Here is a 22,359-nt window from a genome sequence, read left to right on the forward strand (position 1 = left end):
GTTCATTGCTGACCCGCCACTTTCCCGGGAACGGCGCCAATCGAGCCGGCGCCCATGCACAACACCACGTCGCCATCGCGGGCGACATCCATGATCGTTTGCGGCATTGCCGCGATGTCTTCGACGAAAACCGGCTCGACCTTGCCGCCGACACGCAGGGCGCGGGCCAGCGAACGGCCGTCGGCAGCGACGATGGGCGCTTCGCCGGCTGCGTAGATTTCAGCCAGCAACAGCGCGTCGACCGTGCTCAGCACCTTGACGAAATCCTCGAAGCAATCGCGCGTCCGCGTGTAGCGGTGCGGCTGGAAGGCCAGCACGAGACGGCGGCCCGGGAAGGCGCCACGGGCGGCAGCCAGCGTCGCGGCCATTTCGACCGGGTGATGGCCGTAATCGTCGACCAGGGTGAAGGAACCACCGGCCGGCAGGGCCACTTCGCCGTAACGCTGGAAGCGGCGGCCGACGCCCTTGAACTCGGCCAGCGCCTTGACGATGGCGGCGTCGGATACCTGCACCTCGGTGGCCACGGCGATGGCCGCCAGGGCATTCAGCACATTGTGCAGGCCCGGCGTGTTGAGCGTGATGGCCAGGCGCGTCGTCGAGCCATTGACACGCACGCAGTCAAAGCGCATCCGGCCATCTTCGGCGACGATGTTCTCGGCGTAGAAATTGCAATCCGGCGACAGGCCGTAGGTGATGATCTGCTTCGGCACACGCGGCATGATGTCGCGCACATTGGCGTCGTCACCGCAGAGGACGGCCACGCCGTAGAAGGGCAGGCGATTGAGAAACTCGACGAAGGCGCTCTTCAGACGCTCGAAGTCATGGCCATAGGTTTCCATGTGGTCGGCGTCGATGTTGGTCACCACCGAAATGACCGGCGACAAGAACAGGAAGGAAGCGTCCGACTCGTCGGCCTCGGCCACCAGAAAATCGCCGCTGCCGAGGCGGGCGTTGGCACCTGCCGCATTGAGGCGACCGCCGATGACGAAGGTCGGGTCGATGCCGCCTTCGGCCAGGATGCTGGCGACCAGGCTGGTCGTCGTCGTCTTGCCGTGCGTGCCGGCGATGGCGATACCGTGCTTGAGACGCATCAGCTCAGCCAGCATCTGGGCACGCGGCACGACCGGGATCTTCTTTTCGCGGGCGGCAACGACTTCCGGGTTGTCGGCCTTGACGGCCGTCGAGGTGACGACGGCATCGGCCCCGGCGATGTTTTCAGCGGCGTGGCCGATCATGACCTTGATGCGCTCGCCTTCGAGGCGACGCGTCGTGGCGCTCGCCGCCAGATCGGAACCGCTCACCGTGTAGTCGAGGTGGGCCAGCACTTCGGCAATGCCGCTCATGCCGGAACCGCCGACGCCGACGAAGTGGATGTGTTTGACTTTATGTTTCATTTATTTCGCGCTCTCTGCACAAATAGTCGCCACTTCTTCGGTGGCATCGGGCTTGGCCAGGCTGCGGGCCTTTTCAGCCATTTCCAGCAGTTGACCGCGGGAATAGTTGCGGATCAGCGCAATCGATTCCGGCGTCAGTTCGGATTGCGGCAACAGGAAGGCGCCTCCGACATTGACCAGGAACTTGGCGTTGCCGGTCTGATGGTCATCAACCGCATACGGGAAGGGCACGAGGATGCTGGCGACGCCGGTAGCGGCCAGCTCGGCCACAGTCAGTGCACCGGCCCGGCAGATGACCAGATCGGCCCATTCGTAGGCGCCGGCCATGTCTTCGATGAAGGAGACGCAATGGGCCTGTACGCCGACCGCGGCGTAATTGGCCTTGAGCGCCTCGATATGCTTTTCGCCGGCCTGATGGACGATCTGCGGCTGCTCGGATTCAGCCAGCAGGGCCATGCCCTTGGGCACCATCTCGTTGAGGGCCAGGGCGCCGAGGCTGCCGCCGATGACCAGCACACGCAAGGCGCCGGTCCGTTCGGCAAAACGTTCGGCCGGCGGGGCGATCTTGGCGATTTCCGGACGCACTGGGTTACCGGCCCAGATGCCCTTGTTCAGGACATCGGGGAAGCCGGTCACGACACGGTCAGCGACACCAGCCAGGACGCGATTGGCCAGCCCGGCCACCGAATTCTGTTCATGAATAACCAGCGGCTTGCCGAGCAGGGAAGCCATCATGCCGCCCGGAAAGGTGATGTAGCCGCCCATACCGAGCACGACATCGGGCTGCACTTGGCGAATGGCCTTGCGCGCCTGCCAGAAGCCCTTGAGCAGATTGACCGGCAGCAGCAGCTTGCGCAGGATGCCCTTGCCGCGCAAGGCGGCGAACTTCAGATTGACCATCTCGAAGCCATGCTGCGGCACGAGACGGGCTTCCATGCCCTCCGGATTGCCCAGCCAGACGACGCGCCAGCCGGCATCGCGCATGGCATGAGCGACGGCCAGGGCCGGGAAGATGTGGCCACCGGTACCGCCGGCCATGATCATGATTGTTTTGCTCATAACTTGCCTCCTCTCATGAGCTGCCGGTTCTCCCAGTCAACCCGCAAGAGAATCGCCAAGGCCACGCAGTTGGCGAAAACGCCCGACCCGCCAAAACTCATGAGCGGCAGGGTCAGCCCCTTGGTCGGCAGCAGGCCCATGTTTACGCCCATGTTGATGAAGGACTGGACGCCGAACCAGATGCCCATGCCCATGGCGACCAGCGCCGGGTAGAGGCGGTCAAGCTGCACGCATTGGCGGCCGATGGCGAAGGCGCGCTGCACGAGCAGGGCGAACAGCGCGATGATCGCGACGACGCCGAAGAAGCCAAGCTCTTCGGCGATCACGGCGAGCAGGAAGTCGGTATGCGCTTCCGGCAGGTAGAAGAGTTTTTCGACGCTGGCGCCGAGGCCGACGCCGAACAGTTCGCCGCGGCCGAAGGCAATCAGCGAATGCGACAACTGGTAGCCGCGGCCGTAGGCATCGGCCCACGGGTCCATGAAGCCGAACACCCGGTCGCGCCGGTAGGGCGAGACGATGATCATGATCGCAAAGGCAATGAGCAGGCCGACGATGAGCAGCGCGAAGAGCCGCGCCTTGAGGCCGCCGAGGAAGAGAATGCCCATGGCGATGGAGATGATGACGACCAGGGCGCCGAAGTCCGGCTCCTTGAGCAGCAGCATGCCGACGATGGCCATGGCGCCGAACATCGGCAGGAAGGCCTGCTTGAGGTCGTGCATGACGTTGATCTTGCGTACCGTGTAGTCGGCGGCGTAGAGCACGGCGAACAGCTTCATGAGTTCGGACGGCTGCAGGTTGGCGAAGCCGAGCGACAGCCAGCGGCGGGCGCCGTTGACGTCACGGCCGATACCGGGGATCAGCACGAGGGCGAGCAGGGCAACACCAATCATGAACAGGTAGGGTGCGTTCTTCTGCCACAGCGACAGCGGCACCTGAAAAGTGACCGCCGCGGCGACCAGGCCAATGCACAGGAAGATGCCGTGGCGGACCAGGTAATAGGCCGGCTGATGGCCGGTGAAACGGCCACCTTCGGCGATGGCAATCGAAGCCGAATAGACCATGACCAGACCAGAAAAGAGCAGGATCAAGACGCTCCACAACAGGGCGTAGTCGATCTCGGCGACTTGCCGGCGCGGCGAATCGAGGGCGCCGATCATCATGATTGCAGCCCCTCCACCGCATCGATGAAAGCCTGGGCGCGATGCGCGTAGTTCTTGTACATGTCGAGGCTGGCACAGGCCGGGGAGAGCAACACGCAGTCGCCGGCTTGAGCCTGGGCAGCAAGCCAACGCACGGCGGCGTCCATGTCGCCGAGAATCCGGGTCGGCAAGCCGCTGCCTTCGAGGGCCATGCCGATGGCGGCGGCATCGCGGCCGATTAACGCCACGGCGCGGCCATGTTTTTCGAGCGCCGGCTTCAAGGGCGAGAAATCCTGTCCCTTGCCGTCGCCGCCGAGAACGATGGCGACCTTGCGGCCCATGCCTTCGATTGCTGCCAACGTGGCACCGACATTGGTGCCCTTGGAGTCATCGACGTAGAGCACACCACCGATTTCAGCGACGGTTTCGACGCGGTGCGCCAGACCGGCGAAAGACTTGAGCGGTTCGACCAGGCCAGCCGGAGCGACGCCGATGGCTTCGCACAGGGCCAGCGCGGCCATGGCATTGGCGGCGTTATGCAGGCCGGACAACTTGAGGTCGGCCAGCGCGACGAGCTTTTCCTTGCCGCGACGGATTGCCCCATCGGCAAAGCCGTAATCGACGCCGCGCGGTGCGGCATTGAGACCAAACGTCACCATCGTCCGGCCGCAACGGCCGTTGGCCATCGACCAGTCGTCGTCACGATTGAGGACCATGACGCCCTTGCCCAGGAAGACGCGCGACTTGGCGGCAGCGTAGTTGGCCAGGCTGCCTTCGTAGCGGTCGAGGTGGTCTTCCGAGACGTTGAGGACGGTGGCGGCAGCGGCGTTGAGGTGGTGCGTCGTTTCGAGCTGGAAGCTGGACAGTTCGACGACCCAGACTTGCGGCAAGTTGCCGGCATCCTGCGCATCCATCAGCGCATCGAGGGCCGACGGCGAGATGTTGCCGCAGGCGATGGCCGGCACACCGGCGCCGTTGAGCAGATGTGCGGTCAGCGCCGTCGTCGTCGTCTTGCCGTTGCTGCCGGTGATGGCGATGATCTTCGAGCCCAGCACCTGCTCGCGCACACCGGCGGCGAATAATTCGATTTCCGAGACAATTTTCCGGTCGACCGTGGCAATGACCGGTGTCGCCTTGGCGACGCCCGGCGACAGCGCGACGAGGTCGGCGCTGGCAAACGGTGCTTCAACGAACGGCCCGGCGATCAGTTCGGCACCCGGCGCGACGCGTTGCAGGGCTTCGATATTTGGCGGGTTGTCGCGCGAATCGGCGACGCGGACCAACGCGCCCTGGCGATGCAGCCACTTGGCCATCGCCAGTCCGGACTCGCCGAGTCCGACTACCAGAACGCGTTTGCCCTTGAGTTCCATCAGCGCAACTTCAACGAAGACAGCCCGACCAGCACGAGCATGATGGTGATGATCCAGAAGCGAACGACGACCTGCGTCTCCTTCCAGCCCGATTGTTCGAAGTGGTGGTGCAGCGGCGCCATGCGCAGGATGCGGCGGCCCTCGCCGAATTTTTTCTTGGTGTATTTGAAGTAGCTGACCTGCAGCATGACCGACAGGGTTTCTACGACGAAGACGCCGCCCATGATGAGCAGGACGATTTCCTGACGCAGGATGACCGCCACCGTGCCGAGCGCCGCGCCGAGCGACAAGGCGCCAACGTCGCCCATGAACACTTCGGCCGGATAGGCGTTGAACCACAGAAAGCCAAGCCCGGCCCCGGCAATCGCGCCGAGCAGGATGCACAACTCGCCCGCCCCCGGCACGTAGGGAATGAGCAGGTACTTGGAGAGCCCGGCGTGGCCGGTGACGTAGGCAAAGATCGCGAAGGCGCCGGCGATCATGACGGTCGGCATGATCGCCAGGCCATCAAGGCCGTCGGTCAGGTTGACCGCGTTGCTGGTGCCGACGATGACGAAGTAGGTCAGCGTGATGAAACCGATGATGCCGAGCGGATAGGCGATGGTCTTGAAGAAGGGCACGATCAGTTCGGTCTGCGCCCCGGAAGTTGCCGAGAAGGCGAGGAAGAGTGCAGCCCCCAGGCCAAGCACCGACTGCCACAGATATTTCCAGCCGGCCGACAAGCCTTTCGGGTCACGATAGACGACCTTCTTCCAGTCGTCGTACCAGCCGACAATGCCGAAGCCGAGGGTAACGACGAGGACCGTCCACACATACTTGTTGGTCAGGTCGCCCCAGAGCAGCGTGGTCAGACCGATGGAAATCAGGATCAGCACGCCGCCCATGGTCGGCGTACCCGATTTGACGAGGTGGGTTTGCGGCCCGTCATTGCGCACGGCCTGACCGATCTTCTTGGCGGCCAGCCAGCGGATGACGCCGGGGCCGGCGGCAAACGAGATGAGCAACGCGGTCAGCGTTGCCAGCACGGTACGCAGCGTGATGTAGTTGAAGACGTTGAAGAAGCGAACGTCCTGGGCGAGCCATTGGGCAAGGGCCAGCAGCATCAGTTTTTCTCCTCGGCGGCAGCCGGCGCGGCGAGCGCATCGACCACGCGTTCCATTTTCATAAAGCGCGAGCCCTTGACCAGCACCGTGGTTTCCGGGCCCAATTCCTTGTCGACCGCAGCAATCAGCTTTTCGATATTGCAGAAATGCCGGGCGCCTTCGCCGAAGTTGCGAACGGCCAGTTGCGCCGCGTCGCCGAGCGCAAACAGGCGATCGATGCCCTGGCTCTTGGCGTAACCGCCGATCTCGTCGTGATACTGGCCGCTGGCCTCGCCGATTTCGCCCATGTCGCCGAGCACGAAAAGCTTGCGCCCGATGGTTGCAGCCAGCACGTCGATCCCGGCGCGGACCGAATCCGGATTGGCGTTGTAGGTGTCGTCGAGAATTTCGGCGCCCTTGTTGCCGGCCCGCCGTTGCAGGCGGCCCTTGACGCCGCTGAAGGCCTCCAGCCCTGCCGCCACGGCGGCCATCGGCACGCCGGCAGCGAGGCAGGCAGCGGCCGCGGCAACGGCGTTGCGGGCGTTGTGACGGCCGGGAATATGCAGCGTGATCGCCGCTTCGCCTTCGGCGGCAGTCAGTTCGATGGCGATTTCGAGGCCGTGCTGGCGGACGACAGCGTGCACATCGGCGGCGCGGTCGATGCCGAAAGTCCGCACGGTGTGCTGGCCGGCCATGCCACGCCAGACATCGGCGTAGGCGTCGTCGGCATTGATCACGGCGACGCCATTCGGGCGCAGGCCGCCAAAGATGCTGCCTTTTTCACGCGCCACTTCGTCCATGTCGCCCATGCCTTCAAGGTGGGCGCGCTGGGCGTTGGTGACGAGCGCCACGGTCGGCGACCCGATCGGCGCCAGGTAGGCGATTTCGCCGGGATGATTCATGCCCATCTCGATGACAGCGGCGCGATGCGAGAGACGCAGGCCGAGCAGGGTCAGCGGCAGGCCGATGTCGTTGTTGAGGTTGCCGCGGGTGGACAGCACAGCGGCGCCGAAGGCAGCCTTGAGAATCGAGGCGACCATTTCCTTGGTCGTCGTCTTGCCGTTGGAGCCGGTCACGGCGATCACCGGCAGCGTGAACTGGGCGCGCCAGGCGGCAGCGAAGCGGCCGAGGGCGAGACGGGTGTCATCGACGACGACGGCTGAAGCGCCCGCCGGTACCTTGCTTTCGTTGGAAACGAGCAGGGCGACGGCACCGGCCGCCACGGCCTGATCAAGAAAATCATGGGCGTCGAAACGTTCGCCGCTCAGGGCGACGAACAACTGGCCGTCGGCGACGGTACGGGTGTCGGTCGACACGCCGGTGACATCGACATCACGGCCGAGCAGACGACCATTGGTGGCTTCGGCGACTTGTGAGAGCAGCCATTTCATCGCGCTACCTCCTTCGATTGGGGACGGCGCAAGGCCAGCGCCGCGCTGGCCTGTTCGATATCGGAAAAGGGATGGAGGACGCCGGAAACTTCCTGGTAGGTTTCATGCCCCTTGCCGGCGAGCAGGACGACGTCGCTGACGTTGGCTTCAAGGATGGCGCGCTCGATGGCGGCGGCGCGGTCAGCTTCGACCTCAGCCTGCGTCATGCCGGCCACGATGGCCTCGATGATGGCCAGCGGCTGTTCGCGGCGCGGGTTGTCGCTTGTAACCAGCACGCGGTCGGCCAGGCGCTCGGCCACTTCGCCCATCAGCGGGCGCTTGCCCGGATCGCGGTCGCCGCCGCAACCGAAAACGACCAACAACTTGCCGGCGCGCGAGGCTGCCACCGGGCGCAGCGCAACCAGGGCATTTTCCAGGGCATCCGGCGTATGTGAATAATCGATGACCACCAGCGGTTCGCCATTGCCCCCGACGCGTTCCATGCGGCCCGGCGGCGCGGTCAGTTCAGACAGGCGACGTGCCACTTCGGATGCCTGGACACCGGCATCGTGCAGCACGGCGGCGATGGCGAGCAGGTTGGAGATGTTGTAGCGACCGACCAGAACAGTTTCGACCGTGGCCCGGCCATTCGGCAGGACCAGGCTGAAGCGCTGACCGAACGGGGTGTCGACGAGGTTTTCGGCCCGCACCAGCGCCGGGTAGTCGCGCCGCTGCTCGCCGATGGCGTAGCCGAGGATGCGCATGGCCGTCGTTTCGCGTGACAACAGGCGACCGAACTCGTCGTCCAGATTGACGATCGCCGTACGCAGGCGCGGCCAGAGGAAGAGCTTTTTCTTGGCCTCGGCGTAGGCATCCATCGTGCCGTGGTAGTCAAGGTGATCGCGCGTCATGTTGGTGAACACGGCAACATCGACGCGAGCGCCGTTCATCCGGCCCTCTTCGATGCCGATCGAGCTGGCCTCGAGTGCACAGGCCGCCGCGCCGTCAGCACGGAAGCGGGCCAGATAGCGCATGAGGGTTGTCGCTTCGGGCGTCGTGAAACCGGTTTCGGTCAGCGCATCAGGGAAGCCGGCACCGAGCGTGCCAATGATAGCGCAAGGTTTCGGGTAGGCGTGGGCCAGACACTGGCTGATTGTCGTCTTGCCGTTGGTGCCGGTGATGGCGATCAGCGACAGCCCTTCGCTTGGGTGACCATAGACAGCGTGGGCGAGCGGGCCGGCCAGCGGGCGCAGGGCATCGACCGACAGGCTTGCCACGGTCAACGGGAAATTTTGGCCAAAATTGAAATCGCCCCCCGGTTGCCAGAACACGGCGACGGCGCCACGTTCCAGCGCATCGGCGATGTAGCGGCGGCCATCGGCCAGATCGCCCGGATAGGCCAGGAAGAGATCACCCGGCCGGACCTGGCGACTGTCGTCGGCGACGCCAGTCGGCACGATGCCCATGTCTTCGAGACGGTCGAGTAGCTCGCGCGGGGTGCTCACAGCTTGCCCTTTCCGACGCCGGCATCGGCCACCTGAATCGGCGCGTCCGGCGGCACGCCAAGGGTGCGCAAGGCACCGCCGACAATCTGCGAAAAAGCCGGGCCGGCCACGTCGCCACCGTAGTGAGCGCCGCCGGTCGGCTCATCGATCATCACGGCGACAACGAGACGCGGATCGCTGATCGGCGCAATGCCGACGAAGGAAGCGACGTATTTGCGCGCATAAACACCGCCCTCGATCTTGTAGGCCGTCCCTGTCTTGCCGCCGACGCGATAGCCGGCAACGCGCGCCTTCGGCGCCGTGCCTTCAGGCTGGACAGCCATTTCAAGCATGACCCGCAATTCGCGCATGGTCTGCGGCGAGAAGACGCGGACGCCATGCGGCGGCGCGTCGTCGATCTTGGTCAGCGACAGGGGCATCAGCTCGCCGTCGTGGGCAAAAACCGTGTAGGCCCGGGCCAACTGAACCAGGCTGACGGCGATGCCGTGACCGTAGGACATCGTCGCCTGCTCGATCGGCCGCCAGTTTTTCCACGGCCGGAGACGGCCATTGACCTCGCCCGGAAAGCCGAGGTTCGGCATCTGGCCAAAACCGATGCTGTCGAACATTTCCCACATTTCTTTCGGCGGGAAACCCAGCGCAATCTTCGCCGTCCCGACGTTGGAGGATTTCTGGATGACCTCCGCGACGCTCAGGGCACCATGCGGATGGGCATCGGAAATGGTCGCGCTGCCAATCGTCATCCGGCCCGGCGCGCAGTTGATGATGGTGTCGAAACGAACCTTGCCCTTTTCCAGCGCCAGCGCCGCCGTAAACGGCTTCATCACCGACCCCGGCTCGAAAGTGTCTGTAATCGCGCGATTGCGCAATTGCGCCCCGGACAGGCGCTCCCGGTTGTTCGGGTTGTAAGTCGGCCAGTTGGCCAGCGCGAGAATTTCGCCGGTGCGCGAATCGATGACGATGGCGCCGCCAGCCTTGGCATTGTTGGCCTCGACCGCCGCCTTGAGCTGGCTGAAGGCGAGGTACTGAATCTTCGAATCGAGGGCCAGGCGGACGTCCTTGCCATCCTGCGGCGGCTTGGTTGCGCCGACATCCTCGACGATATTGCCGCGCCGGTCACGAATGACAGTGCGGCTGCCCGGACGGCCGAGCAGGCTGTTCTGGAAAGCCAGCTCAACGCCCTCCAGCCCCTTGTCGTCCACGCCGGTAAAACCGACGATGTGGGCCGTCATGTCGCCGGTGGGGTAAAAGCGGCGATATTCCTTTTCCTGATGCACGCCGGGAAATTTCTGGGCGCCGATGCGATCGGCCGTTTCTGGTGAAACCTGACGCTTAACGAAGGTGAAGGTTTTTTCGGAAGCGATTTTGCCATCCAGCTCGCGCACATTCATGTCGAGCATGCCGGCCAGCTGGCGCTTCTGCTCGCCATTCATCGTCCGCGCATCGGCCGGAATGGCCCAGATCGTCTTCATCGGCGTCGATACAGCCAGCATGTCGCCGTTGCGATCGACGATCTTGCCGCGCGAAGCGGAGATTTCGATGTCGCGCAGATAGCGCGAATCGCCCTTCTGCTGCAGAAAGTCGTTGTTGATGACCTGCAGATAAAAGCCGCGAGCCACGAGAGCCAGAAAGGCCGCCATGAGGAGCAGGCCAACGGTGCGCGAACGCCAGCCCTGCAAGGCCAGTTGCAACACCGGGCTTTCGGTAAAACGGTGACCGCGTTGCGGGCGACGACGCACGACCATCAGCGCGCCCCCTTAGGCACGGCAGAATTCGGTGTCACCATGTGCAGACGCTCGCGGGCGATCTTTTCGATCCGCGGATGATTGGCCCAGGTCGACATCTCGAGCTGCAATTGCCCATATTCGACATCAAGCTGGCGCGCCCGCTCCTGCTCCGTCTCGAGCGCCTGAAACAGCTTGCGCGCGCGGTGCTGGGAAGTCACAACGCCCAAGGCGCAAAAGACGACGATCATGAGAAGGATCACATTGAAACGCAGCATTACAGCTTCTCGGCCACGCGCATGACGGCACTGCGGGCTCGCGGATTGGCACTGATTTCCGCCGCAGACGGCTTCACCGGCTTGCCGACCAGACGCAGCTTCGGTTTCGGCAACTGATCAGCGCGCAAGGGCAAACCCTTGGGCAGATCATCGGCGACCGACTCGTTGCGCATGAAGTTTTTGACGATGCGATCTTCGAGTGAGTGAAAACAGATCACCACCAGTCGGCCACCCGGCTTCAGCAAACCGAGCGCCTGCGGCAGTGCTATCTCCAGCTGGCGGAGTTCTTGATTGATATGAATCCGTAGAGCTTGAAAGCTGCGCGTCGCCGGGTCCTGCCCTGGCTCACGGGTGCGCACGGTCTCGCGTACGAGGGCCGCAAACTGACCTGTTGTGACAATAGGTTGTTCGACCCGAGCAGCCACAACCTTCTTTGCAATCTGGAAAGCAAACCGTTCTTCGCCATAATTTCTAATGACCTCCGTGATGTCTCTTATCTCGGCCCGCGCCAGCCACTCGGCCGCCGTCTCGCCCTGCGTCGTATCCATACGCATGTCGAGCGGCGCGTCGTAGCGAAAGCTGAAGCCGCGCTCCCCGTCGTCGATTTGCGGCGACGACACCCCTACATCAAACAAAACCCCATCAACATCACTTACACCAGCCTCATCCGCCGCCTCGGCCAGTTCGCCAAAAGCGCGGTGCACGAGCAAAAAACGGGAATCATCGATAGCCGCACCGGCGGCAATTGCCTGCGGATCACGGTCGACCGCCACCAGGCGGCCTTTTTCATTCAGCGCGGAAAGAATCCGGCGGCTATGGCCACCACGCCCGAAGGTGGCGTCAACGTAGATGCCGTCAGCCTTGATCGCCAGCGCATCCACCGCCTCTTCGAGCAGTACCGTCACATGGGCGGCACCGCGGGTCACAGGACAAGATCCCCGAAGCCCGGCGGCAGATCGCCGGACAGAGCCTCGGCAGCCAGGTCGTTCTGCTGCTTCCAGCCGGCCTCGCTCCAGATTTCGAAATGCGTTCCCATGCCGACCAGATAGACGGTCTTCTCGAACTTGGCGTACTCACGCAACTCCGGCGCAACCAGAATGCGGCCGGCAGAATCCAGCTCTTCGGTACGGGCATTACCAACCAGCACGCGCTTGATTGAGGCCGAACGCGGATCGAGGCTCGACGCCTTGAGGATCTGCTCGCGGATCGGCTGCCAGGCCGGCGACGGGTAAAGCAGCAGACAGCGATGCGGATGCGCCGTCAGGACCAGCGCGCCCTCACTGGCGGCGAGCAGAGACTCACGGTGCCTTGCCGGTATGGCAAGCCGTCCCTTCGCATCCAGATTCAGTGCTGCCGCGCCTTCGAACATCCCTCGTCTCGCTCCCCGTTTACCCACTTTTCAACACGTTTTCCCACTTTAGAACAACAACACTGCTCAGTCAAGCGAGAAATTGGGATTTTTTCTTACACAACAAGGACTTACGGAAGTTTGCTGAGACGATTTTTGAGAAAAATTACCCTTAAAAATCAATGCAGGATCATTGACACTTAAAGTGACTTATCAGGAGTTGAGGCAAATCAAAAACATTCCGGGACGGCGCATGCCGACGTGGTAAAAAGTGGAATGTGTGCGGTGAACGAGCCACCGATCCGGCACGAGGCCGGCCGCCGTCGAATCAGGCTGAAAAAACCGAAATCTGGTTACGGCCTTCGTGCTTGGCGTGATAGAGCGCCTGGTCGGCGCAACGGGTCAGATCATCAGGCGTTTTGCCATGCTCTGGATAGGCGGCCACCCCGAGGGAAATGGTAAAAGTGATGTGGAAGTTGCCGAGAACGATAGACAACTCCTCGATCGCTTTCCGCCAGGCTTCGGCGCGCTCAATTGCCGTCTCCAAAGGCATGTTGGGCAGCAGAATGAGAAACTCCTCGCCACCATAGCGGCAGGCCACGTCTTCGACCCGAATATCGGCCAGCAAGGTCGTTGCCAGCATGCGCAAGGCCTCGTCCCCGACCTGGTGCCCGTAAGTATCATTAACCCGCTTGAAATAATCGATATCGAGCATGACCAGGGACAACGGAATTCCCTCCCGGCGCGCCCGGGAAACCTCGCGCTCCAGGGTTTCATCAAGGTAACGCCGGTTGTACAGCCCGGTCAGGCTGTCACGTACCGCCAGTTCCTGAAGCGCAACCTGCAAGCGACCAATTTCCTCGATCCGCGCATGCAACTGCCGATTCGTTTCCCGCAACGCCAGCTCCGCCGCCTTGCGTTCGCTGACATTGCGCGTTATCCCGAGAATCGTATGCGCGACACCATCGGTATCCAGTAAATAGCTCGACACCACTTCCGTCGAAATAACCTCGCCATCCTTGCAAACCTGCTCCAACTCGGCGACGACAACATTCGCCGTCTTGTCACCGGCGGCGATTCGGCGCAGGCGCTGGTCGATATCCCGGGCCAGTCGTGAGGCCGACTCCGGGGTCAGGCGGGCATCGATCGACTGACCGACGACTTCCTCGGGCAAATAGCCACTCATGTCGGTTATGGACGGACTGACGTAGGTATAACGCCGGGATCGAATATCGAGCGTCCATATGACGTCATGGCTATTGTCGGCCAGCATGCGATAGCGAGCCTCGCTCTCCGCCAATTTGCCGGCAATCGCCTCTTCCTCGTTTTCCGCACGGAGCAAACGAATCAGGACCAGCGACAGGGACAAAAAAAGCAACAGTGCCGACACAGCGGCAACCCACAGCATCTGGCGCCATTCAGCCAGATAATCGTCGACCGCCAGACCGCCTTCAACATACAGGGGATAGTCTGCAATGCGCTGAAATGCGTAAACGCGCTCCACTCCGTCAAGCATCGCCGGCAAACGCATCGTTCCGAGCTTTTCTCCGGACTCGATTCGTCGGTACAGCGGATTACTCTCCGGCGCCTGGTTCACCTGACCAGGAACGACTGGCCGCTGCAAAATCTGCCGACCATCGTCGGCCCGCCAAATGCCGACAACGCCCTTTCCACCCACATTGATCGTCTCGAATACTTTCGCCAGAACATCGAGATCAAGGGGCGCTGCCACCAGCCCGAGCAAATCGCCATGAGCATCGCGCACCGGCTGGATAACGAACAGGTACGAACGACCGGACGACTTGTCCACAATCACTTCAGAAAAATACAGGGCATTGCCGGATTGCTCCGCAGGCACGCCGAAAAAGTCCCGATCAGTAAACCCTGGGGAATGCACCGAAAAACCGGAAGCGTAGAGGAGATTGCCCGAAGCATCCATGACCCTGAAACCGCTAACCTCTGGAAACTGTCCGGAGAATAGTTCCAGTTCATTTACCACGGTTTCCCGAAAGCGCCCAACGGCTGCTGGCCTGAATGCATCCCGAGGCAGCGAAGCAGCCAGGTGCTCAAGGTTGCCTTGGAGGCGGCGCATCGTCGCCGCCAGACGCGCCTCCAGCAAGGAGGTAACGCCAAGGGCAGCAGAGGGCGCTTTTCGCTCCGCTTCGTGCCGCCCTTCGTTCAGCAAAAAAGCCAGCAACAGGGCGACGCCTAGCCAGGTAAACACAAAAAACAGCACCAGCCGAACACGTGGGCCAAACGCGCCGCCAATCATTCGTCCGGAGGAAGTTATACCCATTCGGGAATCATGCCTTCCGAATACGCCAATCACAATAGGCGCCGAGAGCGCGCCCGAGTCTCAACGCCCTCTGGGCTACTTGGTCTGACTGAGCTTCTGCTCAATTCTGGCCAGCGGTATTGCACCGGGAACCCGCTCGCCATCGGCGAAGAACATGGTTGGCGTGCCGGTAATATTCAGCTTCCGACCAAATTCCTGATTTTTGGTGACTGCCGCAGTATCGCAATCTTCACGACCAGCAGGCGCCTTGCCGTCAATCATCCAGTCGTTCCATGCCTTTGCGCGATCACTGGAACACCAGATTTGCTTGGACTTGCGAACAGAATCCTCGGAAAGGATTGGCAACAGGAATGTATAGATGGTGACGTTATCGAGCTTCAGCAACTCCTTGGCCAGGCGTTTGCAATAGCCACAGTTGGGATCTTCGAAGGTTGCCAACACGCGCCTGCCGTCGCCACGCACTTGCTTGATGGCGCGATCAAGCGGCAAATCGCTGAACTTGATCGCCGTCAGCTTTTTCATGCGTTCGTCGGTCACGTTTTTCATCGTTTTCGCGTCGATCAACTGACCGCTGACCACGATGGCCGACATTTTTTCATCGGTATAGAAAATATTGCCATCGGCGTAGACTTCATAAAGTCCCATGTAACCGGACTTGGTGACGCTCTCCACCTTGGTGCCGAGCTTGGCTTCCATCATCTTCCGGATATCAGCCTCATCGGCCGCAACATTCAGACTGAATACCATCGCCAAGGTCATCGGCAGCAAGTTTTTTAACATGCAATTCTCCTAAAGGGCGCCGAGAGCATACCGCACCAAGGCATTTTTTATTAACGGCAGGCCATTGGCCAGATTCAGCCCAAGATTGCGCAACGGGCGCAAGCCTGGCGGCGACTCCCTGAACAAACGACGCAGACTATCTGTCGTTATCTGCATCAATACGGTTTCCTCGCGCCGGGCCCGCTGATAACGTTGCAGGAAGCGCTCCTGACCAATATCGTGCCATGGCTGTGTTGCGGCCAGTTGACTGGCAAGCGTCATGGCGTCCTGAAAACCAAGATTAATACCATGGCCGGACAGCGGATGAATGCCGTGCGCCGCATCGCCAACCAGTGCGAGCCGTGGCGCGACAGTTTGCGGGACGCGCATCAAGCGCAAGGGAAAAGCCACCGGCGCCGTGAGCAGCTCCAGCTTGCCCAGCACCCGGCCTCCGGCCTCGGCGACTCTTTCGCAGAGCAGTTCGGGAGACAACGAACAGAGTTCATCAGCATGCTCATCAGGGGTCGACCACACGATGGAAATGCAGTTCCCCGGTAACGGAAGGTAGGCCAGCACGCCATCGTCACGAAACCACTGGAATGCCGTATTGTTGTGCCGTTTTTCAGTGGAGAAGTTGGCGACGAGGCCTTTTTCGCCGTATGGCGTGTTAACGGCCTCAAGCCCGGCAGTCTGCCGCACCCAGGAATCCCGACCATCCGCCCCGACCAGGAGGCGAGCCGACAGGGCAGTGCCATCGCTCAGATGAAGGGCGGCTGCATCCTGGCAAAACGCCAGGCCATCCGGCCGGGCCGGACAAAAGAGAGTCAGGTTGCCTTGGCGTTTGGCGCTCTCCCAGAACTCGCAAGCCATCTGCGACGATTCGAGGATCCAGCCCAATTCAGAAACGCCTGTCTCGAATGCGGAAAAGTCCAACCGGCCAGTACCGTCGCCGTGAATTTGCATGGCGCGGATTGGCGCCATTCTTGATGCATCCAGATGGCGCCATGCCCCGATTGACTCAAGGAATGAGACGTTGGCCGGGCTGATGGCGTAAATACGCGAATCCCAGCCATCAGGAGAATGTGGGGGATTGTTTTCGACGAGGGCGATACGCAAGCGCGTGTCGCGCAAGGCCAAGGCCAGGCTGGCGCCGGCCAGCCCTCCGCCAACGATGATCAGATCAAACTGCTGCATAACGGCGATTATGCCGCTTCAGAAGAATGAAACAAGCAGATCAGGCGGGAGTGCCACCGCCACCGCCGGTTTGCGGCTTGTTCTGGCGCGGTCGGCGATTGTTGTTGGTACGCGGGCGATGCTTCTTTTGCGGTTGGCCGATGCCGCCACCGGTACCGGCGTTCCCGCCCGGCTTGCCATGCTGCATGTTGCTGCGACCAGGATTGCCGCCAAGCGGCTCATTGCTGGAAACACGGTTACCAGGAGCGAGCTGGATTTCCAGCTCGATGATTTCGTCCCACTGCTCATCGGTTCGATCACGCTCGGGGATCGAAAGGAGGTCACGCAAGCGGCGACGCGTATCAGGCGGCGGGGCTACCGTAACGGGAGCTTCGGGGGGATTTTCTGGATTCGGATTATTCATTGCAACTTATAAAAGCGGAGCCCGTCGAAGACGAACCCCGCATTCGTTAACACCGGATTACTTCTTTTTGGCGGCGGTCTTCTTGGCGGCGACCGATGCCTTGAAAGCCGTACCAGCAGTAAATTTCGGAACCGTAGTAGCGGGAATTTTCAGCGTAGCGCCGGTTTTGGGATTCTTGCCGGTGCGCGCTGCGCGCTTTGCGGACTTGAAAGTGCCGAAACCAACGAGTGTAACAGACTCCCCTGCGGTCACGGTCTTGACTACCGCGCCGATGATGGCCGACAGCGCCTTGTCGGCAGCAGCCTTGGTTATACCAGCTTCTTTTGCAGCAACTTCGACCAGCTCGGATTTATTCATCTAAGTGCCTCCTAGTTACCTATCAATGTTTAAGAAAACTGGCCGTCGGAACGGCAGCACGACAAAAGTAGCATACCTTTTTGAATAAGTGTTGCCCTGAGAGCGCCTATTTGCAGGCGATTGCGTGAATATTTGTAATTTTCATACGCATGGACGCCCATTCAGGCAAAAAACAACAAACCCGGCGCTCGGCCGGGTTTGCCTAGATGCCATCAGCAAAGGGATTATTTGGCTGCGGGCTTCTCTTCTTCCTTGGCTGCCTCAGGCGGTTTTTCGCCATGCGAGATAGCTACGGCACCGTCGTTCTGCTTGCCGATATGCTGGTCGATTGCCGGCAACTGGTGAGCAATACCCTTGTGGCAGTCGATACAGGTCTTACCTTCGGTGAAGGCTTGCGGATGCTGCTTGGCAGCCCGGTTGCCCTGCTCGGTGTAATCCATGTAGTCGTAGCGGTGGCAGTTGCGGCATTCCTGCGAGTCGTTCGCCTTCATGCGTCTCCACTCGTTCTGGGCGAGCTGGGCACGTTTGGCATTGAATTTCTCAGGCGTATCGATGGTGCCCAGTATCTTGTGCAGCACCTCGTTGGAAGCCTGGATCTTGCGGATCATCTTCGGGCCCCATTCTTTCGGCACGTGACAATCCGGACAGGTGGCACGCACCCCGGTGCGGTTCGTGTAATGGACCGTGTTCTGGTACTCGCGGAAGACGTTTTCCTCCATCTCGTGGCAGGAGATACAGAACGACTCCTTGTTGGTCGCTTCGAGAGCCCAGTTGAAGCCCCCCCAGAAAACGATACCGGCAGCAAACAGGGCAAATACGGTGACCAGCCCGATGCGCTTGACCCATGCGGGCGTGAATTTATCGAGACTCATCATTCCCCCTTCTTGGCAGCCGGCTTATAGGTATTGGCGACGAGCGGCTTGGCGTCGAACTGCGGCACGTGGCACTGCATGCAGAAATAGCGGCGCGGCGAAATATTGGATTGCTTCTTGTCTTCGCGGTCGAGATAGTGCGATTTGGCCACCTTCGTCGCCCCGGTTTCCTCGGCGCGCTCCTTCGAGTGGCAGTCCATGCACTTGTTGAAGTTCTGCGTGATGTTGTAGCCCTTGATGCTGTGCGGAATCAGCGGCGGCTGTTTCTGGAAGTTGCGCGGGATGGTGGCCTGGTCCTTCTCGGGCCGGAACATATCGACCTTGGAATTCCCCTCGATCGACTCGATGCCGATCTCATTCACTCGCAGTTCCTGCGCGCTGACGCCGCCCACTCCCCCCAGGAGCATGCCGGCGGCCAGGGCCAGTGCAGTGATCAATCTCATATTCATTACCTCCGATGAGCGTCTGGAGCCGGGGCTCCATTCGCTTTTTGGCTCATTTTTCCGGTTGACCGTGGAATTCGGCCCGATCAGGCCCGAGTAACCTTGACGGCGCATTTCTTGTAGTCCGTTTCTTTCGAAATCGGGCAGGTCGCGTCGAGTGTCAATTTATTGACCAGACGACCGGCATCGAAGAACGGGATGAAGACAAGGCCACGTGGCGGCTTGTTACGGCCGCGCGTCTCAACACGGAGCTGGATTTCACCGCGCCGCGAAGCCACCTTGACTTCCATGCCGCGCTGCAAACCACGTGCCTTGGCATCATCCGGGTGCATGAAGACGACGGCATCCGGGAAGGCCTTGTACAGTTCGGGAACGCGGCGAGTCATGGTGCCGGTGTGCCAATGCTCAAGGACACGACCGGTAGACAGCCACATGTCGAATTCCTTGTCCGGCGACTCGGCGGGCGGCTGGTAGGGCAGCGCGAAAATGATCGCCTTGCCGTCCTTGTGGCCGTAGAACTTCACGCCCTCGCCCTTCTTGACGTACGGGTCATAACCTTCGCGGAAGCGCCACAGGGTTTCCTTGCCGCCAACGACCGGCCAGCGCAGACCACGCGCCTGGTGGTAGGTATCGAAGGGGGCCAGATCGTGGCCATGGCCGCGACCGAAAGAGGCATATTCCTCGAACAGCCCCTTCTGGACGTAGAAGCCGAAGTGCTTGGACTCGTCGTTATCGAAGCCGGCAGCGGTTTCGCTGGTCTTGTACTTGTTGACCACACCATTGGCGAAGAGCGCGTCATACATCGTCTTGCCCTTCAGCTTGGGTGCCTTGGCCAGCAATTCGGCCGGCCAGACCTCTTCCAGCTTGAAGCGCTTGGCAAATTCCATGACCTGCCAAAGATCGGAGCGGGACTCACCCGGCGCCTTGACCTGCTGCCGCCAGAACTGGGTGCGCCGCTCGGCGTTGCCGTAGGCACCTTCCTTCTCGACCCACATGGCGGTCGGCAGGATGAGGTCGGCAGCCATCGCCGACACCGTCGGGTACGGATCGGATACGACGATGAAGTTTTCCGGCTTGCGCCAGCCCGGATAGAGCTCTTCATTGATGTTCGGGCCGGCCTGCATGTTGTTATTGCACTGCTGCCAGTAGAAATTGACCTTGCCGTCCTTCAGGGCGCGGGCCATGGCCACGGCGTGGTAGCCGACCTTGTCGGGGATCGTGCCTTCCGGCAGGCCCCACAGCTCTTCGGTGTGCTTGCGATGCTCCGGATTGGTGACAACCATGTCGGCCGGCAGGCGGTGCGAGAAAGTACCGACTTCGCGCGCCGTGCCGCAGGCGGACGGCTGGCCGGTCAGCGAGAACGGGCTGTTGCCCGGCTCGGAAATCTTGCCGGTGAGCAGGTGGATGTTATAGACGAGGTTGTTGGCCCAAGTGCCGCGCGTGTGCTGGTTGAAGCCCATGGTCCAGAAGGAAATGATCTTGACCTTGGGATCGGCATACAACTCGGCCATCGCCTTGAGGTCCTTCTCGGCAACGCCGGACAGCTTGGACACCTTTTCAACGGTGTATTCCGAAACGAACTTCTTGAATTCGTCGAAGGTGATCGGATCGGACTTGCCGGTATCGCCCTTCGGCTTGCCATCGGCACCCGGATAACCGTTGCTCGTCGCATCCTTTTCCAGGGCGTGCGTCGGCCGCAGGCCGTAGCCGATGTCGGTAGCGCTCTTCTTGAAATTGATGTTTTTGTCGACAAACACCTGGTTCACCTTGCCGGTCTGGATGATGTAGTTGGCGATGTAGTTGAGGATCGCCAAATCCGTCTGCGGCTTGAAGATCATCGGAATGTCGGCCAGCTCGTAGGAGCGGTGCTCGAAGGTCGACAACACTGCCACCTTGACGCCCTTGTTCGAGAGCTTGCGGTCGGTAATGCGCGTCCACAAGATCGGGTGCATCTCGGCCATGTTCGAGCCCCAGAGCACGAAGGCGTCGGCATGCTCGATGTCGTCGTAGCAGCCCATCGGTTCATCAATGCCGAAAGTGCGCATGAAGCCTGCAACGGCCGAAGCCATGCAGTGGCGGGCATTGGGATCGAGGTTGTTGGTGCGGAAGCCAGCCTTCATGAGCTTGGCGGCAGCGTAGCCTTCCCACACCGTCCACTGCCCCGACCCGAACATGGCAAGGCCGTTCGGCCCCTTGGCCTTGAGCGTCGCCTTGGCCTTCTCTTCCATGATGTCGAAAGCCTGCTTCCAGGAGATCGGCGCGAAGTCGCCATTCTTGTCGTACTTGCCGTCCTTCATGCGCAGCAACGGCGTCTTCAGACGGTCGGCGCCATACATGATCTTGGACAGGAAATAGCCCTTGATGCAGTTCAGGCCACGATTGACCGGTGCATCCGGGTCGCCCTGGGTGGCCACGACGCGTCCTTCCTGCGTCCCGACCAGAACACCGCAACCGGTGCCGCAGAAACGGCAGGCTGCCTTGTCCCAGCGAATCTCGTCCTTGCCCTGGGCCACGGCCGTACCGGGCGCGGACAATCCTGCCGCTGACATGGCCGCCGCTGCTGCATTGGCCTTGATGAAATCGCGTCGATTGAGCTTCACGCCTTTACCTCCTCGGTATTTACTGATTCGTCGTCGCTGTATTGATAGACCATGGCCACCGATGCGACGCCGGGTACGCCATGCAGGGCTACATATTTATCAGCAGCCGAATTCGTGTCGTCATCCTCCAGAGTAACGACCACCTTACCCTCCGGACTCCTGGCGTGGATATCCACCCCTGGCATCAGGAGAAGTGCTTCGCACGCCTCATAAAGGCGCTCCGGAGCGATGTACAAAATGGCGCTGGAAATATTCATCCGGCTGACCTCCTCAAGCTTTGGCAGCCCAACGCCGCCATGGCTGGCAATGATCCTGATCCGCACGGAGACTTCAATTGATGTGTATCAAGTCCATACTGCCGAAAGGGGCTCATTAGTGCCAATGGAAAAACTGACTAGTACTTTTTGCCTAGCCGCCGAGCAGGCAAACTTGGATAGCCAAGCCCTATCGCCAATATTTGACCAATCAATTGGCTTGATCAAACAACAGCCCCTAATATGGCGTTGTGTTCAATTTCCAACACCCACTCAGGAGAAAACAATGTCGCTTATCAACACCCAGGTTCAACCGTTCAAGGCCCAGGCTTTCCACAACGGCAAGTTCATCGAAGTCACCGAAGCCAGCCTCAAGGGCAAGTGGTCTGTCGTGATCTTCATGCCAGCTGCCTTCACCTTCAACTGCCCGACCGAAATCGAAGATGCCGCCAACAACTACGCCGAATTCCAGAAGGCCGGGACCGAGGTGTACATCGTCACCACCGACACCCACTTCTCGCACAAGGTCTGGCATGAAACCTCGCCCGCCGTCAGCAAGGCCCAGTTCCCGCTGGTCGGCGACCCGACCCACCAACTGACCCGTGCTTTCGACGTGCATATCGACGCAGAAGGCCTGGCCCTGCGCGGCACCTTCGTTATCAACCCGGATGGCGTGATCAAGACCGTTGAAATCCACTCCAACGAAATCGCCCGCGACATTTCCGAGACCCTGCGCAAGCTGAAGGCCGCTCAGTACACCGCTGCCCACCCGAACGAAGTCTGCCCGGCCAAGTGGAAAGAAGGCGAAGCCACTCTGGCACCGTCGCTGGACCTGGTTGGCAAGATCTAATTAGTTAGCGGCAAACAGGATCGAGCGGCAAACGCCGCTCGATCATTTGGATTTCAGCGAAA

At 61.1% G+C, this 22,359-nt stretch carries 21 protein-coding genes; 1 reads left to right on the forward strand and 20 read right to left on the reverse strand.

Going from position 1 to position 22,359, the window contains the following annotated elements:
• Positions 1 to 2 precede the first annotated feature (2 nt).
• The 20 genes from murC to WBK19_RS14495 all read right to left on the reverse strand — a co-directional run bounded on the left by murC (position 3) and on the right by WBK19_RS14495 (position 21,516).
• Complete coding sequence (gene murC / locus WBK19_RS14400) at positions 3 to 1,394, reverse strand: UDP-N-acetylmuramate--L-alanine ligase (protein WP_511290868.1); 1,392 nt, start codon at positions 1,392 to 1,394, stop codon at positions 3 to 5.
• On the reverse strand, positions 1,395 to 2,453 hold the full coding sequence (gene murG, locus WBK19_RS14405) for an undecaprenyldiphospho-muramoylpentapeptide beta-N-acetylglucosaminyltransferase (protein ID WP_511290869.1): 1,059 nt from the start codon (positions 2,451 to 2,453) through the stop codon (positions 1,395 to 1,397).
• On the reverse strand, positions 2,450 to 3,613 hold the full coding sequence (gene ftsW / locus WBK19_RS14410; protein WP_511290871.1) for a putative lipid II flippase FtsW: 1,164 nt from the start codon (positions 3,611 to 3,613) through the stop codon (positions 2,450 to 2,452). The genes murG and ftsW overlap by 4 nt, the downstream gene beginning before the upstream one ends.
• Complete coding sequence (gene murD, locus WBK19_RS14415) at positions 3,610 to 4,962, reverse strand: UDP-N-acetylmuramoyl-L-alanine--D-glutamate ligase (protein WP_511290873.1); 1,353 nt, start codon at positions 4,960 to 4,962, stop codon at positions 3,610 to 3,612. Before murD ends, ftsW begins: the two co-directional genes overlap by 4 nt.
• The gene (gene mraY, locus WBK19_RS14420; protein WP_511290875.1) at positions 4,962 to 6,065 is read right to left on the reverse strand and encodes a phospho-N-acetylmuramoyl-pentapeptide-transferase; all 1,104 of its coding nucleotides are present in this window, start codon (positions 6,063 to 6,065) and stop codon (positions 4,962 to 4,964) included. The genes murD and mraY overlap by 1 nt, the downstream gene beginning before the upstream one ends.
• Positions 6,065 to 7,435, reverse strand: coding sequence for a UDP-N-acetylmuramoyl-tripeptide--D-alanyl-D-alanine ligase (locus tag WBK19_RS14425; RefSeq protein WP_511290877.1), 1,371 nt, complete (start codon positions 7,433 to 7,435; stop codon positions 6,065 to 6,067). The genes mraY and WBK19_RS14425 overlap by 1 nt, the downstream gene beginning before the upstream one ends.
• Positions 7,432 to 8,919 carry a UDP-N-acetylmuramoyl-L-alanyl-D-glutamate--2,6-diaminopimelate ligase gene (locus WBK19_RS14430; RefSeq protein WP_511290879.1) on the reverse strand — a complete coding sequence of 496 codons (1,488 nt, stop codon included), beginning with the start codon at positions 8,917 to 8,919 and terminating at the stop codon, positions 7,432 to 7,434. Before WBK19_RS14430 ends, WBK19_RS14425 begins: the two co-directional genes overlap by 4 nt.
• Positions 8,916 to 10,664, reverse strand: a complete 1,749-nt coding sequence (locus WBK19_RS14435) for a peptidoglycan D,D-transpeptidase FtsI family protein (RefSeq protein ID WP_511290881.1) — start codon at positions 10,662 to 10,664, stop codon at positions 8,916 to 8,918. The genes WBK19_RS14430 and WBK19_RS14435 overlap by 4 nt, the downstream gene beginning before the upstream one ends.
• Entirely contained in the window at positions 10,664 to 10,921 is a 258-nt protein-coding gene (gene ftsL / locus WBK19_RS14440; protein WP_226497201.1) for a cell division protein FtsL, read from the reverse strand. The genes WBK19_RS14435 and ftsL overlap by 1 nt, the downstream gene beginning before the upstream one ends.
• On the reverse strand, positions 10,921 to 11,847 hold the full coding sequence (gene rsmH, locus WBK19_RS14445; RefSeq protein ID WP_511290883.1) for a 16S rRNA (cytosine(1402)-N(4))-methyltransferase RsmH: 927 nt from the start codon (positions 11,845 to 11,847) through the stop codon (positions 10,921 to 10,923). Before rsmH ends, ftsL begins: the two co-directional genes overlap by 1 nt.
• A complete protein-coding gene (gene mraZ / locus WBK19_RS14450; RefSeq protein ID WP_226401794.1) occupies positions 11,844 to 12,290 on the reverse strand; it encodes a division/cell wall cluster transcriptional repressor MraZ in 447 nt (148 codons plus the stop codon). Before mraZ ends, rsmH begins: the two co-directional genes overlap by 4 nt.
• Positions 12,291 to 12,597: 307 nt before the next feature.
• The gene (locus WBK19_RS14455) at positions 12,598 to 14,565 is read right to left on the reverse strand and encodes a diguanylate cyclase (RefSeq protein ID WP_511290885.1); all 1,968 of its coding nucleotides are present in this window, start codon (positions 14,563 to 14,565) and stop codon (positions 12,598 to 12,600) included.
• Positions 14,566 to 14,640: 75 nt separating this feature from the next.
• On the reverse strand, positions 14,641 to 15,324 hold the full coding sequence (locus WBK19_RS14460; protein WP_511290914.1) for a DsbC family protein: 684 nt from the start codon (positions 15,322 to 15,324) through the stop codon (positions 14,641 to 14,643).
• Positions 15,325 to 15,354: 30 nt separating this feature from the next.
• Positions 15,355 to 16,518, reverse strand: coding sequence for a UbiH/UbiF family hydroxylase (locus WBK19_RS14465; RefSeq protein WP_511290887.1), 1,164 nt, complete (start codon positions 16,516 to 16,518; stop codon positions 15,355 to 15,357).
• Between the two features lie 40 nt (positions 16,519 to 16,558).
• Positions 16,559 to 16,846, reverse strand: a complete 288-nt coding sequence (locus WBK19_RS14470) for a hypothetical protein (protein WP_511290889.1) — start codon at positions 16,844 to 16,846, stop codon at positions 16,559 to 16,561.
• A 132-nt stretch (positions 16,847 to 16,978) separates the two neighbouring features.
• Positions 16,979 to 17,278: an HU family DNA-binding protein gene (locus WBK19_RS14475; protein ID WP_226401804.1), complete on the reverse strand. Its 300-nt coding sequence runs from the start codon at positions 17,276 to 17,278 to the stop codon at positions 16,979 to 16,981.
• Positions 17,279 to 17,502: 224 nt separating this feature from the next.
• Positions 17,503 to 18,153 (reverse strand): NapC/NirT family cytochrome c, encoded by a 651-nt coding sequence (locus WBK19_RS14480; protein WP_511290891.1) that lies wholly within the window; start codon positions 18,151 to 18,153, stop codon positions 17,503 to 17,505.
• Positions 18,150 to 18,593 (reverse strand): nitrate reductase cytochrome c-type subunit, encoded by a 444-nt coding sequence (locus WBK19_RS14485; RefSeq protein WP_511290893.1) that lies wholly within the window; start codon positions 18,591 to 18,593, stop codon positions 18,150 to 18,152. The genes WBK19_RS14480 and WBK19_RS14485 overlap by 4 nt, the downstream gene beginning before the upstream one ends.
• Positions 18,594 to 18,679: 86 nt before the next feature.
• Positions 18,680 to 21,193, reverse strand: coding sequence for a nitrate reductase catalytic subunit NapA (gene napA, locus WBK19_RS14490; protein ID WP_511290895.1), 2,514 nt, complete (start codon positions 21,191 to 21,193; stop codon positions 18,680 to 18,682).
• Positions 21,190 to 21,516, reverse strand: a complete 327-nt coding sequence (locus tag WBK19_RS14495) for a chaperone NapD (RefSeq protein WP_511290897.1) — start codon at positions 21,514 to 21,516, stop codon at positions 21,190 to 21,192. The genes napA and WBK19_RS14495 overlap by 4 nt, the downstream gene beginning before the upstream one ends.
• 217 nt (positions 21,517 to 21,733) lie before the next feature.
• Between WBK19_RS14495 and ahpC the strand changes: the two genes are divergently transcribed.
• Positions 21,734 to 22,297, forward strand: a complete 564-nt coding sequence (gene ahpC / locus WBK19_RS14500) for an alkyl hydroperoxide reductase subunit C (RefSeq protein WP_511290899.1) — start codon at positions 21,734 to 21,736, stop codon at positions 22,295 to 22,297.
• Positions 22,298 to 22,359: the final 62 nt, after the last annotated feature.

The sequence above is a fragment of the Azonexus sp. genome (assembly GCF_049652925.1).
In the GTDB taxonomy this organism is placed as follows: domain Bacteria; phylum Pseudomonadota; class Gammaproteobacteria; order Burkholderiales; family Rhodocyclaceae; genus Azonexus.

Coding starts and splice junctions, on each gene's coding strand:
- WBK19_RS14455 (WP_511290885.1), bottom strand. CDS start 14,565: ATGGGTATAACTTCCTCCGGACGAATGATTGGCGGCGCGTTTGGCCCA.
- WBK19_RS14435 (WP_511290881.1), bottom strand. CDS start 10,664: ATGGTCGTGCGTCGTCGCCCGCAACGCGGTCACCGTTTTACCGAAAGC.
- WBK19_RS14465 (WP_511290887.1), bottom strand. CDS start 16,518: ATGCAGCAGTTTGATCTGATCATCGTTGGCGGAGGGCTGGCCGGCGCC.
- ahpC (WP_511290899.1), top strand. CDS start 21,734: ATGTCGCTTATCAACACCCAGGTTCAACCGTTCAAGGCCCAGGCTTTC.
- WBK19_RS14460 (WP_511290914.1), bottom strand. CDS start 15,324: ATGACCTTGGCGATGGTATTCAGTCTGAATGTTGCGGCCGATGAGGCT.
- ftsL (WP_226497201.1), bottom strand. CDS start 10,921: ATGCTGCGTTTCAATGTGATCCTTCTCATGATCGTCGTCTTTTGCGCC.
- murD (WP_511290873.1), bottom strand. CDS start 4,962: ATGGAACTCAAGGGCAAACGCGTTCTGGTAGTCGGACTCGGCGAGTCC.
- mraY (WP_511290875.1), bottom strand. CDS start 6,065: ATGCTGCTGGCCCTTGCCCAATGGCTCGCCCAGGACGTTCGCTTCTTC.
- murG (WP_511290869.1), bottom strand. CDS start 2,453: ATGAGCAAAACAATCATGATCATGGCCGGCGGTACCGGTGGCCACATC.
- murC (WP_511290868.1), bottom strand. CDS start 1,394: ATGAAACATAAAGTCAAACACATCCACTTCGTCGGCGTCGGCGGTTCC.
- WBK19_RS14480 (WP_511290891.1), bottom strand. CDS start 18,153: ATGATGAGTCTCGATAAATTCACGCCCGCATGGGTCAAGCGCATCGGG.
- ftsW (WP_511290871.1), bottom strand. CDS start 3,613: ATGATGATCGGCGCCCTCGATTCGCCGCGCCGGCAAGTCGCCGAGATC.
- WBK19_RS14475 (WP_226401804.1), bottom strand. CDS start 17,278: ATGAATAAATCCGAGCTGGTCGAAGTTGCTGCAAAAGAAGCTGGTATA.
- WBK19_RS14425 (WP_511290877.1), bottom strand. CDS start 7,435: ATGAAATGGCTGCTCTCACAAGTCGCCGAAGCCACCAATGGTCGTCTG.
- mraZ (WP_226401794.1), bottom strand. CDS start 12,290: ATGTTCGAAGGCGCGGCAGCACTGAATCTGGATGCGAAGGGACGGCTT.
- WBK19_RS14485 (WP_511290893.1), bottom strand. CDS start 18,593: ATGAGATTGATCACTGCACTGGCCCTGGCCGCCGGCATGCTCCTGGGG.